At 37.9% G+C, this 16,098-nt stretch carries 13 protein-coding genes; 6 read left to right on the top strand and 7 right to left on the bottom strand.

Annotated elements, in window-relative coordinates:
• Window positions 1-242 precede the first annotated feature (242 nt).
• The 6 genes from hisS to V7K69_RS30950 all read right to left on the bottom strand — a co-directional run bounded on the left by hisS (window position 243) and on the right by V7K69_RS30950 (window position 6,072).
• Window positions 243-1,634, bottom strand: coding sequence for a histidine--tRNA ligase (gene hisS, locus V7K69_RS30975; protein WP_335041778.1), 1,392 nt, complete (start codon window positions 1,632-1,634; stop codon window positions 243-245).
• Window positions 1,635-1,759: 125 nt separating this feature from the next.
• Complete coding sequence (locus V7K69_RS30970; RefSeq protein WP_335041776.1) at window positions 1,760-2,206, bottom strand: DUF3598 family protein; 447 nt, start codon at window positions 2,204-2,206, stop codon at window positions 1,760-1,762.
• Between the two features lie 397 nt (window positions 2,207-2,603).
• Entirely contained in the window at window positions 2,604-2,795 is a 192-nt protein-coding gene (locus V7K69_RS30965) for a YqaE/Pmp3 family membrane protein (RefSeq protein WP_114080493.1), read from the bottom strand.
• A gap of 129 nt (window positions 2,796-2,924) precedes the next feature.
• Window positions 2,925-3,323 carry a phage holin family protein gene (locus V7K69_RS30960; RefSeq protein ID WP_114080492.1) on the bottom strand — a complete coding sequence of 133 codons (399 nt, stop codon included), beginning with the start codon at window positions 3,321-3,323 and terminating at the stop codon, window positions 2,925-2,927.
• Window positions 3,324-3,557: 234 nt separating this feature from the next.
• Window positions 3,558-3,899, bottom strand: a complete 342-nt coding sequence (locus tag V7K69_RS30955) for a 2Fe-2S iron-sulfur cluster-binding protein (protein WP_335041774.1) — start codon at window positions 3,897-3,899, stop codon at window positions 3,558-3,560.
• 13 nt (window positions 3,900-3,912) lie between these two features.
• Entirely contained in the window at window positions 3,913-6,072 is a 2,160-nt protein-coding gene (locus V7K69_RS30950) for a Tex family protein (RefSeq protein WP_335041772.1), read from the bottom strand.
• A 2,883-nt stretch (window positions 6,073-8,955) separates the two neighbouring features.
• On the opposite strand from V7K69_RS30950, the gene V7K69_RS30945 reads away from it, so the two are divergent.
• The 6 genes from V7K69_RS30945 to V7K69_RS30920 all read left to right on the top strand — a co-directional run bounded on the left by V7K69_RS30945 (window position 8,956) and on the right by V7K69_RS30920 (window position 15,462).
• Window positions 8,956-9,339 carry an EamA family transporter gene (locus V7K69_RS30945; protein WP_335041771.1) on the top strand — a complete coding sequence of 128 codons (384 nt, stop codon included), beginning with the start codon at window positions 8,956-8,958 and terminating at the stop codon, window positions 9,337-9,339.
• A gap of 38 nt (window positions 9,340-9,377) precedes the next feature.
• Window positions 9,378-9,734: an EamA family transporter gene (locus tag V7K69_RS30940; RefSeq protein ID WP_335041770.1), complete on the top strand. Its 357-nt coding sequence runs from the start codon at window positions 9,378-9,380 to the stop codon at window positions 9,732-9,734.
• Window positions 9,735-9,827: 93 nt separating this feature from the next.
• Complete coding sequence (locus V7K69_RS30935; RefSeq protein WP_335041768.1) at window positions 9,828-11,132, top strand: NAD(P)/FAD-dependent oxidoreductase; 1,305 nt, start codon at window positions 9,828-9,830, stop codon at window positions 11,130-11,132.
• 44 nt (window positions 11,133-11,176) lie between these two features.
• The gene (locus tag V7K69_RS30930; RefSeq protein WP_335041765.1) at window positions 11,177-12,001 is read left to right on the top strand and encodes a glycosyltransferase family 2 protein; all 825 of its coding nucleotides are present in this window, start codon (window positions 11,177-11,179) and stop codon (window positions 11,999-12,001) included.
• Window positions 12,002-12,392: 391 nt separating this feature from the next.
• A complete protein-coding gene (locus tag V7K69_RS30925) occupies window positions 12,393-13,865 on the top strand; it encodes a TldD/PmbA family protein (RefSeq protein ID WP_193949503.1) in 1,473 nt (490 codons plus the stop codon).
• 256 nt (window positions 13,866-14,121) lie between these two features.
• The gene (locus tag V7K69_RS30920; RefSeq protein ID WP_335041762.1) at window positions 14,122-15,462 is read left to right on the top strand and encodes a TldD/PmbA family protein; all 1,341 of its coding nucleotides are present in this window, start codon (window positions 14,122-14,124) and stop codon (window positions 15,460-15,462) included.
• 70 nt (window positions 15,463-15,532) lie between these two features.
• On the opposite strand, the gene V7K69_RS30915 is transcribed toward V7K69_RS30920, so the two are convergent.
• Window positions 15,533-15,973 (bottom strand): pentapeptide repeat-containing protein, encoded by a 441-nt coding sequence (locus V7K69_RS30915; RefSeq protein ID WP_335041760.1) that lies wholly within the window; start codon window positions 15,971-15,973, stop codon window positions 15,533-15,535.
• Window positions 15,974-16,098 lie beyond the last annotated feature (125 nt).

The following is a 16,098-nucleotide window of genomic DNA, read 5'->3' as shown; positions in this document are numbered from 1 at the left end:
AATAAACTCAAGTTTTAGGTTGCAGTCCTAACCTTGGCTTGTAAGTACAGAATTTCACTGATTTGTAGCGAATTAAATTTGGCAATCCTTTGTAATGCCAATGCGTCCCCTTGCATTGTTAATACGTCTCCTTACAACTGTGGCTTAGGGGACTTTTTCAAAGTAGACTAAATGGGTCATGTACAAGAAAAAAAGTTGCTACTGGTATCGCCACTTGATGCAAACTCTAGAATTTTTGTAGCTTATGAAGCAAGCCTTTTTTTAACTTCCTCAGCCAAATCTACCAGTAACACTTCCACTTGCTCACCTGTTTTTAAATCTTTCAGGGAAGATTTTTGTGCTGCTGCTTCCTCAGAACCAATAATTACACAAAATTGAATTCCTTGTTTATCGGCTAGCTGAAATTGTTTACCCAAGGGACGCTTATCAAAGTTAGTGATAACATTAATTCCACACTGCCGTAGATGTTGCGAAACTTTTAAATAAGTTGGCATTAAATCTTCTTGCATATTCACTACCATCACCTGGGCTGGTGTAGCAGCTAAGGTACTAAGAATACCAGCTTTTAACAATCGACTAATTAAGCGAGTTAAACCAATAGAAATGCCTACACCAGGCATTTTTTCACCCAAGAATACCCCAACTAATTCTTCATATCTCCCGCCAGAACAGATGCTACCTAAAGCTTCATGTCCTAATAAGGTTGTTTCGTAAACTGTACCAGTATAGTAGTCAAGACCACGTGCAATGGATAAATCAATACAGAAACGATTTTCGGCAACTCCGAGATTACGCACACCTGTAATTACCGTTTCTAATTCGCTAATCCCCACGCTTAATTGCTCGCTTTCTGGAAGGTTTTGGGTTAGATGCTTAAGTTTAGCTAATACTTCATCAACAGAACCATCAATTTTAATAAAATCAATAATTTTTTGAGTCTGTTCTCCTGAAACTCCCTCTTTTTCTAGTTCTTGTTTTACTTTATTTTCACCAATTTTTTCTAAATTATCAACAATACTAATACACGATTTAATTTTATCTTCGGTAATTCCTACTGACTTAAAAAAACCTGTAAGAACTTTCCGATTATTGATGCGAATCAAAAAACTACCAATATTTATTGCTTCAAATATCTCAGTGATAATTGCAGGCATTTGAGCATCATATAGCAAGCTGAGTTCACGACGAGCAACTACATCAATATCACACTGGCGGAACTGACGAAAACGCCCATCTTTCGCGCGTTCTCCTCGAAAAACCACATCCATTTGGTAGCGGGCAAAGGGAAAGGTTAACTCATTCAGATGACGGGCAATATAAGCTGCTAAAGGAACTGTTTGATCAAACTTTAATGCTCTTGCTTCCGAACCCGTTTCGCCCGATTTATCTCTCTCGGCTTGTCGATTTGGTGGCAGAATGGGGTCAATACCATAAATGATATTATCGCCTTGATTTCCTTTAGCTTGCAGCACTTCTAAACGTTCTACAGCAGGTGTTTCTATGGGCGTAAATCCATAGCTTTCAAAAACTCTACGGATGATATCTAGCAAATATAATTCTAGACGCTTTTCATTAGGCAGAAATTCTGGGAAACCACTAGGAGTAGAAAAGTTTATTTTATCACCTTTTGCCATGCTTGTACCTTACTAAGTTGAAATTTGAGATGAAAGCCTAACCATTTGAAGCCGTGGCTACACAAACAAAGTCCGCCTGCGCGGACTAGAAAATAATGATTGATGATCTCTGAAAACAGAAATTACTATCTTAGCCGTTCTTCTTGAATTAAGGTGCGTTGAAAGATTTTATTATTCTTAAACCAATGCCAAGTACGGGCACGATTATTGCTGTCAGGACTAATATAGATCATTTCGTATAAACTCATTTCTGGGTTAGTTTTATAACTAAACCACAAAATCAGAACAGAATCATCAATTTCCCAAGCTTTTCCTTGGATGCGCTCGGTGTCAAACCAGAGTTTATTATCTTTATAGCTTCCCGGAAATTCATGCTTTTCTTCTTTCCCATCAGACCACTTATAGCGATTGATTTGATAGTAGGGATGAGGGCCATTTTCTGGAAATTGACAGCTTAAGTGAGACTCATAACTATCGAGGATTTTTCCGGTTGTATCAATTAATGTATAAGTTCCTACCCAATCTCCCTCATGACGGGCAAGTACGGGCATTCCTTCTCGAAGATTAGACATTGCAATTCACCTCTCAAAAACTTTGGGTAAGGGATACAACATAAGCGAACTACCTACACTTACGGTTGGGGTAAGTAAGTCACGGACTCAAACCGCAAGTTCCCTTTGGTTGTAGCAGGACGCAAATCATTAGCCATTTCTCGTACTAGTGTTTTAGTCACACTAGGTTCCATGCCGCAAAGCTTATTATATAATGCTGTATGTAGTACTAACAATTCGATTTAGCACTCTGCTTTTCTAGCTTGTATGGACTAATTTTTGAATTCTACACACAACCAATTGTCCACTAATTTTGCAAGTTAAATTTGGAATTGGTACAAAAAGAAATGGTGCGTTACGGTTTTAAGCGTAACGCACCATACTTAATATTTAATATTTACCAATTTTCTCTTGCGTATTAGTAAATACCACTTTCTCGATTGAGTTGTTCATCATGCTTGGCAATGACCCAAATTGCATGAATACTGCCGGGTAGCCAGCCTAGAACTGTGAGCAAAATGTTGATAAACAATGTAGGGCCAATTCCCACTGTCAGAAAAACGCCTAAAGGAGGCACTAACAAACCTAGAAGATAACGAACTAATTTCATGATTTTGCTGTATTTTTGTGATTTTCTTTAGTTACATTCTTTGAAGATGCCGATTTAGTAAATCCACCTTCAGATATTTTTTATGGAGTAGAAAGGTGATGAAATTACTATTTCTACCCCTTTTAATATTTATCTAGAAGGTAATTCATTTTGGCTTTTTACATCACCACTGCTGGTTAAAAGGTTTCTTTCAACAAAGTAGTTATTAATGAAAGTGTTAGCAAAGGTTAGAATCACTGGCCCAAGAAGGAAACCAATAATCCCATTTACTGAGAAACCAGGAACTAGTACTGCTGCTAACCAAAAACATAAACCGTTGACGACAAGCGAAAATGCGCCAAATGATAGAAAGTTAAGTGGTAGGGAGAGAGCAGACAGAACTGGTTTAACTGAACCGTTGATTAAACCAACTACTAAAGCGGCAATCATAGCTGCGGGGAAATTAGCAATATTAACGCCTGGAACAACTAAATCAACAATCAACAGGCTCAAAGCTGTAGCTAGGGCGGTTAACAATGGTGTCAACATTTTTCTGACCTAATCTTTTTTGTTTGTAACTTCTTATTTAATCTTTAACTATGTGCCAGACTTTCACCTCTCTTGCAAGATAGAATTTCCTTCTACCATTAGGTCTATTATTGAGAAAACTATAATCGAATTCGATACGTTCTATGGGCACATATCTACGCGCCTCTACTGTGATGGTATGTTTTTAAGGCTGCGTTAAGTTTGTTTAATACACCTTACGAATTTAAGATTAATTTAATCAGATTTTTCAGACTTAGGCTTATAGTAAAGGGCTGACTGATATAAGACTTGTTCTTGATGGGTTTCTAAAGTGCAATTAGACAAGGGGTAAGTTACACAAGTAACAACATAACCAGCTTGTATTTCACTTGGACGCAGAAATTTTTGCTCGCTTTGATTAACTTCACCGCTAATGAGTTTAGCAATACAAGCAGAACATTCGCCTTGTTTACACCCAGATGGTAGACGGATACCAGCTTCTTCTGCTATATCCAGAATATATTGATCGTCTGGTACTGGAATGGTGCGATCTAACCCAAGCGTAGGATTGATGAATCGAACTTGATAAACTACCATCTGCTGTTTCTTATTATTGTTTAACTGCTTTCATCGACAAACTAATCCGCTTCAGCTTCTCGTTGATTTCTAATACCTGCACTTTAACTACTTGTCCGACTTTGACAACTTTGTTGGGATCGTCTACAAATCTATCAGTAAGTTGGGATATATGCACTAAGCCATCTTGATGTACGCCGATATCAACGAAAGCGCCGAAATTGGCGACATTTGTCACGATTCCCTCTAGTTCCATTCCCACCTTTAAGTCTCTGATTTCCTTAATTCCTTCTTTGAAGGTGGCATACTTAAACTCAGCACGGGGATCTCTACCTGGTTTTTCTAGTTCGCTGAGGATGTCGCGCAGTGTAGGTTCGCCGACGCTATCGGTAACATATTTCTTCAGGTTGGTCTTTTTGAGTTTTTCGGCAATTTGTGTCACCTGATTTAATGGCACATTTAGATCGGATGCGATCGCTTCTACTACAGAATAACTCTCTGGATGCACTGCTGTATTATCTAATGGGTTGTCACCGCCGCGAATCCGTAGAAAACCCGCCGCTTGTTCAAAAGCCTTTGGCCCTAGCTTTGGAACTTTCAAAAGTTGGCGGCGATTTTTAAAGGCTCCATTCTGGTTACGATAGGCGACAATGTTATTGGCAACTGTTGCCGTAATCCCAGAAACGGATGTCAGAAGTTCTTTAGATGCGGTGTTCAAATCTACGCCAACGTAGTTAACGCAGCTTTCTACAGTGTCATCCAATTTCTTTTTCAATAACTTCTGATCGACATCGTGCTGATATTGTCCCACACCAATGGATTTGGGATCGATTTTCACGAGTTCCGCCAAAGGGTCTTGCAAACGGCGGCCGATGCTAATAGCACCGCGCACGGTAATATCTAAATCGGGAAACTCTTCTAACGCTACAGTACTCGCAGAATATATAGATGCGCCTGACTCATTCACCATTACCTTAACGGGTTTGCGTTCTATTGTTTGTAATACTTGCGTCACAAATTCTTCTGTCTCGCGGGATGCTGTACCGTTACCGATGGCGATTAACTCAATTTTGTACTTTTCAATCAGATTTTTGACAGTTTGTGCTGCTTTCGCGCGTTGTTCAGCCGCTTGATGAGGAAAAACCGCTTGATATTCCAAAAATTTTCCTGTTTGGTCGAGGACAGCAACTTTACACCCAGTTCTAAATCCAGGGTCTATGGCCAAGGTTGGTTTCATTCCGGCTGGTGCAGACAGCAACAACTCTCGCAGATTAGTCTCAAATGTCTTGATTGATTCTATGTCTGCATAAACTTTCTTCTCAGAAATTACCTCTCCCATTAGAGAGACTTTCATCAAACGGTTGAACGCATCCTTCAACATCGCCTGATAAAAATCACGAATTGACCGAACTTTGGTTTTAATTTCTTTCGACTCTAGATAGTAAAGTACCGTATCTTCATCGAAAGCAATTTCAAAGTTTAATATTTTTTCGGTTTCACCCCGACACAACGCCAGCATATTATGGGGTGCAATATTTTTTACCCTAATTTGATAGTTACGGTACATCTCAAATTTGGTTGTACCTTCGGGATAATCATCTTTGATGCGGGAGACAAATACCCCTTCTTCTAAAAGATAATCGCGGATATATGACCGTAATTCTGCTTTCTCAGCGACTTCTTCCGCTAAAATATCAGCAGCGCCTTTCAGCGCCTCTTCTGCTGTTTTGACTCCCGTGGTTTCCGAAATATACTTAGCTGCTTCTTCCTCTAGTGAAGCCGTTGCAGCATTTTTGAGATTTAAAGATTTGATGAATTCTGCCAGTGGTTCGAGTCCTTTTTCTCTGGCGATCGTGGCGCGGGTGCGACGCTTTGGTCGATAGGGTAAGTATAAATCCTCAAGTTCAGTTTTTTGTAAGCAGGATGAGATTTTGGCTTTGAGTTCATCTGTAAGTTTACCAAGTTGTGCGATCGCACTTAAAATCACCGATTTTCTTTCTTCCAGTTCTGTTAAATAAGTATATCGATCAGCCAGATCACGTAGTTGCACTTCATTCATTTCATCGGTGCGCTCTTTACGATAACGTGCAATAAAGGGAATTGTTGCACCCTCCGCCAAAAGTTCCAGCGCGTTTTGCACCTGATGAGGTTTGAGGTTTATTTCAGTCGCCAGTAGTTGAGGAATGTTCAGCATTAGGTGTGTAAAATGCAAAAAAAAATGAAAATGCTACTTCTAAAGGTAATATGCTAAATTCTTATCCTGGCGCAAGGCCAAAGTTTTAAGCTAATTTACCTTATGATTGCTCACAAAAGTATAAGCCGAAGAGACAAAACCCACCTACGCAAGTAAGTTTTAAACCCTATTAATCCGCGTAGATGAAGGAGAGTTTGTATAGCATAGCGCAGCTATCTTAAGTCGGGAAAGCATTAGAACAAGTATTGCTAAAATATGTGTATAAATATACACCAATTACTGCTATTATAGCGTCTTAATAAGTAAGTTGGCGCGGAAAAACCCAAGTATATTACGAAACGTAAATAGGCTTAAAGTCCTTACTAATGACCAATGACAAAGGACAAATGACAGCCTTCACCAGTTAGCTTTAATTGCGCCAACCTACTACCCCTACTTTGAAAGCTTGTTATACCCAGTATCTACCACAAATGAAGGAGCTATTCCAATACTTTTCGGTTAAGGAGGAAAGAGGAAATAAAGGGAAGGGGTTTGAATTTACTTTTACCCTAAGCCCAGTAACCTTTACCTCAGACACAAAGAGAGATTTTTGGGTTTATCCGAAAAGTATTGGGAGTTATTCGTCAAGCTTTTGGATGCTTTATCTGTCGCAATAATTATTCCAATTGGTCTAAGATGTAATCTTGCGTAATATTGATTTCCTATAATATTTATTTCGTTCGACTGTTGTCTCTAAAAGCTGATTAGATGTAAAATTGAGCGCAATTACCAAAACAATTTGTTTTATCAACACAATAACTTTTCGTTCAGAGGTTTGCTAAGATGCCTTTGTTTTTCTTGATACCACTGTGTACTGCTTTAGCTACAGGCTACCTATTTAAAAAGAGTACTGATGAAATTGCATATATTGCAGGTGTATTCGCAGCTATTAGCTTGATTTTAAGTCTAGTATTGGCACCCTGGCAGATTCAGTTTGGCTTGTTAATCACTGTCTTAATCATTACGAACAGGCTTTTGCAGAGAAATGAGTTCAAATAAACTGAAGCTACAGGATAAATAACCTAGAGAAATTAAATAATCTCAACTAGGACAAAATATCTTTTCTTAACTTTAAACTGTTAAAAATCATAAGTCACCTAACCCAGTAATGTCCTTAAAAACAAAAATTGGTAACTTTTTCATGAAAAGCCCCTCGATATGTGTATAATTTTGACCACTTCTTGAAACTGTATTGTATTTATTATTTTCTAATAATGGTAGGCTTCATTTTCTACTTTAGGGGAGTAACTCTATAGTTAGGTTAAGTATTGTTGAACTTTTCCATTTGAAAAGCAATGCAAACTTTTAAAAATATAGGACTCCTATTTGATTTTTGAACAAGATTCAGTACGGATGTATCCTTCTTTTCTTCCCAATTCCCAATTCCCAATCCACGCAAGTAAATATGGCTACGCCACGCTGCGCGAACAGGAATCAAACCGGATTCCTATATATTGATAATCAATCATAAGCTGTTACGTATATAACTTGTACCATCAGGGTGCTTATGTTGCCCACACCACAATCATATTGAAAAAAATATTAGTGCAAATTAAAGGCACAACAGCTTAGTATCAAATAAAGTTTGATCGTAAAATTCAAAAATCGAGTTTTCTCTTTTACTTAGTATCATAAGTAACTTAAAATTTTCTGAGATGTATAAAATTTTATATTTTTGTAGATAATATAAAAAACAATTTAAACTATCGGTTTTTATCTATGGTATGTGCTGTATTTAACTAATAATTAGATGTGCTATAATATACAGAGTATTATCTATACTGTTGTTCAAAGTTAATCCTGTTTTCTCAAACTCTTAGCTTTACACTTCTAAAGTCTGAAATAAAATCGCTACTTCTGTGAGCTTATTAGCCAGAAAGTGCTTTATAAATGTACAAATAAAAATTCTTACTTAGTGTATATGGGAAAATTTCGATTTTATGAAGTTTTTGTTTAAGTATATTTTCGGTAGATGAATTTTTGATGAAGTATGCCGATAAATTTGCAACACCCTTTTCTCATGGTATTCTAGTAAGTGATTATATGTAACAGTAAATTTTGAGTAAAGCTCTAGTTAAAATTACATATAATTAAGAACAATCTAAACAAGCCTAAGACTAAATGTAAAACATCTCAAATCTGCTTAAATTAACGTAAGCTGTGAGTTAATCGCCAAACGCTAGTTTACATTAGCCGTTAGTCTCGTGAAAAACTCCATTTGGACATTAAGTAAAATCCCCACAGGTGTGTAAAGCGCATTACTTGAGACTGATCCACCTCTCTATCTTCCGCAGCCAAGCAGACTTCTATTACTCATTGTATTCCCATGTCCAAAAAGACTACGTATACACACCCAAACTAAGTACAAATTTTTATTATTCAGCTTAGTTACCAGCCGAGGTTATAGATATGTATATAAGCTTGGAGACTAAGAATGCCCTCAATTTTCGTATATCTGCATCACCTATAAGACAGATGTTGCGATCGCACTACAAAGTACTCTGGAAGCATAACTGGTTGATACGGAAGACTTGTGCCATTCACACTTGGTAAGCCAAACTGGAAATATAACTATAAGTACTTGACTCTGACAATAGCGGATGCTGCAATAATATAGCAAGTGCTTTACAACCTGTATGGTATTTATTTTCTAACTATTGGGCACAACTTTCGGTTGTCATTTTGATATCAGTCCCTTCAAAATAGCCTTCTTAATGTTGTTGTCTATTTTATGAAGTGAAAGTCAAAGTGTACAGAAAGTATGACCGAAATCAGAAACGTCCAAAACAATAGGCTGTTTATCGGCGGGTTCATACCTACTATCTCGATTGAGGGAAATATACGATGAAATCTATAGTGGAAATTTCAAACGTTAAAATAATTCCCTATATTATCTTGTTTGTCAGTATTTTATTTAGTATTTCTGGGCAATTGCTCATGAAATATACTATGAGTCATACAGATGAGGGGCTATTTGATTGGGTATTTCTTCAAAAATTAATATTAGCTGTTAGTGTTTATTGTTTGGGAATAGTAAATTGGATACTGGCTTTGCGATCAGTAAAATTGAGTATTGCTTATCCATTAACTAGTTTAAATTATGTTGGTATACTTTTCGGCTCACACTACTTTTTTAATGAGGTGATTACACTAACTCGAATTGCAGGAGTACTCACTATTTTTCTAGGTATTCTTTTAGTGGTTATTCCACAGAAAAAGTCTATATAAATTATATCTATAGTAAATTCTACAAAACTTATTGAAAAATGAACATTATTACTTGGCTGCTTTTAATGATTGTAGTTTTATTCGGAACAACAGCTAATGTATCACTAAAATATGGACTTCACCTTTCTAGCATTACTAAGGAAGCTGGCACATCTATTTTAAATCTATTATTGTCTCGTTATTTTTTTATTTGGTTTATTTGCTATACATTTATGACTATATTGTGGCTTTATGTATTGCGAACGATTCCTCTAAGTCAAGCATTTCCAGTTTTAGGACTAATGTATGCACTCATTCCAATTGCTTCTCACTATCTTTTAAAAGAGCGAGTTGTATTTAGCCAATGGTTGGGCATATCTATTATTATAACTGGTGTAGTTCTTGTTGTAAACTGATACGAATATTGAGGTTATTAATGTTATTAACAGCCTTCGAAAATAAATCTCAAAAACATAGCTACAGAAATATAAAAAGTATAAATTAAATTTATGAATATAGGTATTATTGGCGGAGGCATAACTGGTCTCGTATTAGCCCAACGTCTTGCACATCAAGGACATATAGTAACTGTCTTCGATAGCAACAAACAGCTTGGTGGACTGACCACTTATCATGATTATGGGTTGTTTACTTGGGATCGCTTTTATCACGTTATCCTACCCTCTGATACTCATCTAATAAATTTTCTCAGAGATATTGGTCTGGGAGATAAACTGCGTTGGCATAGAAGTTTAACAGGATTTTATGACAATAAAAAATTCTATTCTATCAGTAACACTATAGAATTTCTTCGCTTTCCTCTATTTGGACTTATAGGTAAAATCAGATTAGCCTTTACTCTCCTCTATGGTTCACGTCTGAATGATTGGCGACGCTTAGAGAAGATTTTAGTGGAAGATTGGCTATTAAAAATCGGTGGTAAAAGCACATACGAAAAGCTCTGGAAACCTTTACTTTTATCAAAATTAGGAGAGAACTATAAGAGAATCTCAGCAGTTTTTATTTGGGCTTATATCAAACGACTATTTTCAGCACGTGATTCTTCATTAAATAAAGAACAACTTGGTTATGTTTCAGGCGGTTACAAAACCGTTTTTGACCATATAGAAAAGTTAATTTATGCGGCTGGAGGTCATATTCACACAGGGGTTGCAGTAGAATATATAGCCCCTCATTCATCTGGTGGAATGTGGGTAGAATTTCAAGGTAAAAAGGAGCATTTTGATAAGGTAATTTTTACTGGCCCAGTTAATATTTTGCAACAAGTTGCTGCCGATGAACTGATAAAAGTTTCCGACACTGGTGAAACAGTAGAATACCTGGGTGTAATCTGCATGGTATTGATTACTCGCAAAGCTTTAGTTCCTTATTACGTCGTAAATATCGCCGATAGAACTATTCCTTTTACCGGAGTCATCGGTATGAGCAACTTAGTTTCTTTGCAAGAAACAGCAGGATATCATATCACATTTCTACCAAAATATATCCTTTCAACTGACCCGTTGCTAAAACAGCCCGATGATGAATTGCGCCAAGTATTTTTTCAGGGTATACGTTTGATGTTCCCAGAACTCAAATCAGATGACATTGTAGCAGCACATATAAATCGAGCTATAAAAGTGCAGCCACTACAAGTTTTAGATTATTCCAGCCTTGTTCCAAAAGTGAGTACTGAAAACGAAGATTTTTTCGTCGTCAATACCTCGCAGTTGGTCAATGATAGCGTCAACAACAACGCAGTTGTGCGACAGGTCGATGAATTTCTCAAGAAATCAACATTGCTGAATTCTTGAAATTTGATTAATTGGATTTTATTTTAAAAATTACAGGAGTCTTTATGAGTCTTTTTGTTCTTTTACCTGCATACAACGAGCAAGAATCAATTCGCCCCTTGTTCAAAAGGTTTCAGACATTGCAACAAATCTCTAATATGGAGATAAAACTGATTCTTGTTGATGATGGTAGTCGTGATGCAACTGCTCAGACTGCTTTAGAAGAATCTCAATCACTGGGGGTATTACTTAACTTAGTTCAGCATCCCAAGAATGCTGGTTTAGGTGAAGCAATTAAAACAGGTTTCAGGACTTTTTTAGAAATTTCTCAAGAAGGCGATTTTTTAGCCGCAATGGATTGTGACGACACTCAACCACCAGAACTCTTAATAAAGATGTATGACACTATGATAGCTGGTAGCTATGATATTGCGATCGCATCTAGATACCGAAAAGGCTCTAAAGTCATAGGTTTATCAAAATTTAGAGAGATAATGAGTTACGGAGCTAGCTGGCTGTTTAGAATCGCAGCCCGTGTACCTGGTGTAAGAGATTATACTTGTGGCTATAGGCTATATAACCGTAATTTTGTTAGTAAATTAGATATGTATTATGGTGAAAATCTATTTACTGAAAGTGGATTTGCTTGCATGATAGATTTACTATTGAAAGCCAAAGTACTCAGACCAAAAATCGCAGAAATTCCAATGGTTTTGAGATATGACCAAAAGCCAACTGCGAGCAAAATGAAAATTTTGAAAACTATTACTCGCACACTGAAGCTCTTGTTTAAGAATCTATTATCTACAGGACAGACTTCCAATTTAAGTCAGACTTTTAATGAGCAACAAACGGCAAGAATTCCACTGAAAATGGCAAATCGGAAATAAAGCTAAGAGTGATAGTCTGGATTAAATTAAGCCTTTGCGGAAAATAAGATTGCATATTTAGTAGGAGTTATTCGTCAGGAAATTTCTTTATTCTTACCAAAGTTAGAGCATTTCCTAGCTCGTGACTCCCTTCATTGAGAAGAGTACTAGTTAAATACACAATATTAGGTGCATCTTATTTTCCGCCATCATCCTCAATGGTGGGAATTTTCAAAATCTCAGTCCGCAAAGGCGGGCTTTTTTATTGGCAACCCTTTTGAAGTAGCGTTAGGGAAATCCACACTACTTTTCAAAGAATTGGTCAAGATGGTAGTTGAGTAAATTTGCTAGAGTGAACACACCAGGATTTTTCAGTCAAATCTCTGAATTACGCCAGCAGACGAGGCTACCCATGCTTACAAGTACGCTACTTCTCTCGAATCAACTTCCCACCTTACAATATTCCTCTACACCAGAGCGTTTCGATGAAACCTGGGAAGCCCCCCTGGCTACCCTCCTGGGATTAGGACGCGCCGCAGGCGCTGACTTCATCGAATTATTTTTAGAACGTCGCAACTATATTAGTTGTCTTGCAGAAGAGGATTCCATCACTAGTATTTCACCAAGTCTGTCTACAGGTGCGGGAGTCAGAGTATTTCGTGGCAAAGCCGATTGCTACGTCAGCACTAATGACCTTTCGTTTTCCGGTTTGAAAGCAGCTTTAGAAAAAGGTCTGTCTATCCTGGGATTGCAATTACCTGCTCCTAAAGCTTTCATCCCCGAAATTAACCTGGAACTACTGAGAGATTACGCTACCAAAAGAGGTAAAGATGCCTGGCTACCAGTGTGTAGCTCTATCCGCGAAATGGGAGAAGTCCTCCTTGATGGGACTGCTCACCTGAAGCAAAAAGCTAGCCACGTCCAATCACGCCGTGCTACCTATTTTCGGGATTGGCAAGAAGTCTTAATCGCCGCCAGTGACGGAACTTTTGCCCGTGATATTCGCCTCACTCAGTCAGTAGGATTTAACCTATTGTGTGCTGATGGTGCTAATCGTACCTCAATTGGCGATCGCGCGGGTAATACTAGCGATGCCAATTTCTTGAGAACTTGGGATTCCCAACAAGCCGCCGAAAAAATAGCAGAATCTGCCGGCAAAATGCTCTACGCCGATTACGTAGAGTCGGGTACTTACCCGATTATTATGGCCAATCACTTTGGCGGCGTAATCTTCCATGAAGCCTGCGGACACTTACTCGAAACCACTCAAATTGAACGCAATACCACTCCCTTTGCTGACAAAAAAGGCGAAAAAATTGCCCACGAAAGTTTGACAGCCTGGGACGAAGGGCGCTCTGAAAATGCCTTCGGGACAATTGACATGGATGACGAAGGTATGCCTGCTCAAAGAACCTTATTAATTGAAAAAGGCGTTCTCAAAAATTTCTTAGCAGATAGAACAGGTTCTGCACGCACCGGACACCCCAGAACTGGAAGTGGCCGCCGCCAAAATTATACCTATGCTGCTGCTAGCCGGATGCGTAATACTTATATTGATTCTGGCGAATATAGCACTGATGATTTATTTGCCTCGGTTGATAAAGGTATTTACTGTAAGAAAATGGGTGGTGGTAGTGTTGGTGCTACAGGTCAATTTAACTTTAGTGTTGATGAAGCTTATTTGATTGAAAATGGCAAAATCACTAAACCGCTAAAGGGAGCAATTTTAATTGGTGAAGCTAAGGAAATTATGAATAAAATTTCTATGTGTTCCCAAGATTTGGAAATTGCACCAGGTTTTTGTGGCTCTGTCAGTGGCAGCATTTACACCACAGTCGGACAACCCCACATTAAGGTTGATTCTATTACCGTCGGTGGACGATAAGAATTTTAGATTTTGGAATTCGACTCTGCTCAGTCGAACGATTTTGGATTTTGGATTGGAATATTCAAAATCCAAAAGGCTCAAGCTCTCGGATAATTCCGTAGGTTAAATCTAAAATCTAAAAGAACAAATTGTTGGACTGTTACTTCAATCAGAATTATTCGAGAGAAATATAAGCAATAACATCCAAAATCTAAATCTTAAAAATAGAATCGCTGCCAATCCAAAATCTCAAATCTAAAATCCAAAATTGACTATGCCAAATATCAATGAGATTGCAAACTCTGCCAAGGACAATGCCGAAAAGCTTGGTATTAAAAAATTTGACATTTATGGCTCAACAGTAGATGATACTAGCGTGCAAGTAGACCAAGGCGAGCCAAAACAGGTTAAAGCTTCAAATCGCTCTGGTGTTACTGTTCGTGTCTGGAATGAAGATAATACAATGGGTGTCACCAGCACCACAGATGTAGATTCCAAGGGACTGGAATTAGCTTTGAAAACTGCTTATGAAGCTAGTTTCTTTGGTGTTAAAGAAAATGTTCCTGATTTTAGCCCCGAAGCTACTGTTCCTATTCCAAATAAAGCCCAAGATAAGACACCCCAAGCACCTGTTGCTGCACTCATAGAAAGATTGTTGGTAGCTGAAAAAGAATTACTTGCGGCTCATCCAGCAATTAAAGGTGTGCCTTATAATGGTTTATCACAAAGAGATATTGACAGATTCTATCTAAATAGCGACGGCGCAGTCAGAACTGAATCTCATTCTTTAGCATCAGTTTATCTTTATAGCAAAACTGAAGAAGAAGGAAAAAAACCTCGCAGTGCAGGTGCTTTTAGAATCAACCAAAGTTTAGATAATCTAGACATCAATGGTTGCATCAAAGAAACTGCCGATAAAACTATTAGCCACTTGAATTATGAAAAAATCAAGACTGGTAAATATCGAGTTGTTTTCTCAGCAGAAGCTTTTTTAAGTCTGTTGGGTGCTTTTTCTAACTTGTTCAATGCTCAAAGTATTTTGGATAATCAAAGCTTATCTACTCCTGATGATTTAGGTAAGCAAATTGCTTCTCCTCTACTTTCAGTTTTTGACGATGCACTGCACCCAGCTAACGTAGGAGCAGAAACTTTTGATGGTGAAGGAACTCCGACTCGGCAGATTTCGCTGATTGAAAATGGCGTTTTAACAAGCTTTCTCCACAGTGCAGGCACTGCTAAAAGGTTGAATACCCAGCCAACAGGTAATGCCAGTATTGGTGCAAAAGTCAGCGTTAGTCCAAATTTTTATCACGTTTTTACAACAGCAACTCCTAAAGAAGAGCTAAGTTTAGACACTGCTGAAAATGTGATTTTTATTGATGATTTACAAGCTCTCCATGCAGGAGTTAAATCTTTGCAAGGTTCCTTTTCTCTGCCGTTTGATGGTTGGCTAGTTAATAAGGGTGTCAGGACTAGTATTGAGTCAGCAACTGTTGCTGGCGATTTCTTGGAACTCTTAAAGTCAATTATTTATGTAGAAAAAGAACCTGAGTTAACCCCAGGGGGAGTTTGCCCGAAAATCTGGGTTAATGAACTGTCAATTACTGGTGAATAAAGCTTGAAAAGTGCAGAGTTAGGAGTTCAATATAACTCTTAACTCATCACTTTAAAATCATGACTCACCATTAATATTCACCACCGACGCTAATGGCAGTGTTAAATACATCAGCACCGCTTAAATCAATATTAGCCAAAACTGCGCCATCTACGTCAGTATTATATAAACGGGAATTACTCAAATTAACATTGGTCAGATTGGCATTATTTAAGATAGTATCGCTAACGAATGCTTCAGTGAGATTAGCAGATTTCAAATTTGCACCAGTTAAATCAGCACCTTCTAAATTAGCACCTTCGAGATTAGCCCCTTTTAAATTTGCATTTCTGAGGTCAACACCTATCAAATGAGCGCCTTTGAGGTTTGCTCCTGCTAAGTTACATCCCAAACATTCTCTAGTTTCCAGCAAGCGCTTGACAGGGGCGGAGTTTTCTGCTTTGACGGGAATAGGCGCAGCTAAAGATAGCGTGCTGAGTAAGGCTGCTGCCGTCAAAAAAATTCGTTTCATATTTACCTCCGACACTTCTAGAAGCCATTCAATTTTTAACTTCTACGATACCAGTGTGCCAAGATTACAGAGTTCTGTACTCATGCGATCGGAGGAATATGTAATTTCTAGGAGATTAGATATTC

The organism is Nostoc sp. (assembly GCF_036917775.1).
GTDB lineage: Bacteria > Cyanobacteriota > Cyanobacteriia > Cyanobacteriales > Nostocaceae > Nostoc.
Note: the sequence above shows the minus strand (reverse complement) of the source record. Positions and strands in the feature narration are given on the sequence as shown.

What these genes read in the sequence shown, in the direction of transcription:
- V7K69_RS30940 (WP_335041770.1), top strand. Translation starts at nt 9,378, where the DNA reads ATGAACATTATTACTTGGCTGCTTTTAATGATTGTAGTTTTATTCGGA.
- V7K69_RS30950 (WP_335041772.1), bottom strand. Translation starts at nt 6,072, where the DNA reads ATGCTGAACATTCCTCAACTACTGGCGACTGAAATAAACCTCAAACCT.
- V7K69_RS30920 (WP_335041762.1), top strand. Translation starts at nt 14,122, where the DNA reads ATGCCAAATATCAATGAGATTGCAAACTCTGCCAAGGACAATGCCGAA.
- V7K69_RS30915 (WP_335041760.1), bottom strand. Translation starts at nt 15,973, where the DNA reads ATGAAACGAATTTTTTTGACGGCAGCAGCCTTACTCAGCACGCTATCT.
- V7K69_RS30955 (WP_335041774.1), bottom strand. Translation starts at nt 3,899, where the DNA reads ATGGTAGTTTATCAAGTTCGATTCATCAATCCTACGCTTGGGTTAGAT.
- V7K69_RS30945 (WP_335041771.1), top strand. Translation starts at nt 8,956, where the DNA reads ATGAAATCTATAGTGGAAATTTCAAACGTTAAAATAATTCCCTATATT.
- hisS (WP_335041778.1), bottom strand. Translation starts at nt 1,634, where the DNA reads ATGGCAAAAGGTGATAAAATAAACTTTTCTACTCCTAGTGGTTTCCCA.
- V7K69_RS30960 (WP_114080492.1), bottom strand. Translation starts at nt 3,323, where the DNA reads ATGTTGACACCATTGTTAACCGCCCTAGCTACAGCTTTGAGCCTGTTG.
- V7K69_RS30925 (WP_193949503.1), top strand. Translation starts at nt 12,393, where the DNA reads ATGCTTACAAGTACGCTACTTCTCTCGAATCAACTTCCCACCTTACAA.
- V7K69_RS30935 (WP_335041768.1), top strand. Translation starts at nt 9,828, where the DNA reads ATGAATATAGGTATTATTGGCGGAGGCATAACTGGTCTCGTATTAGCC.
- V7K69_RS30930 (WP_335041765.1), top strand. Translation starts at nt 11,177, where the DNA reads ATGAGTCTTTTTGTTCTTTTACCTGCATACAACGAGCAAGAATCAATT.
- V7K69_RS30965 (WP_114080493.1), bottom strand. Translation starts at nt 2,795, where the DNA reads ATGAAATTAGTTCGTTATCTTCTAGGTTTGTTAGTGCCTCCTTTAGGC.
- V7K69_RS30970 (WP_335041776.1), bottom strand. Translation starts at nt 2,206, where the DNA reads ATGTCTAATCTTCGAGAAGGAATGCCCGTACTTGCCCGTCATGAGGGA.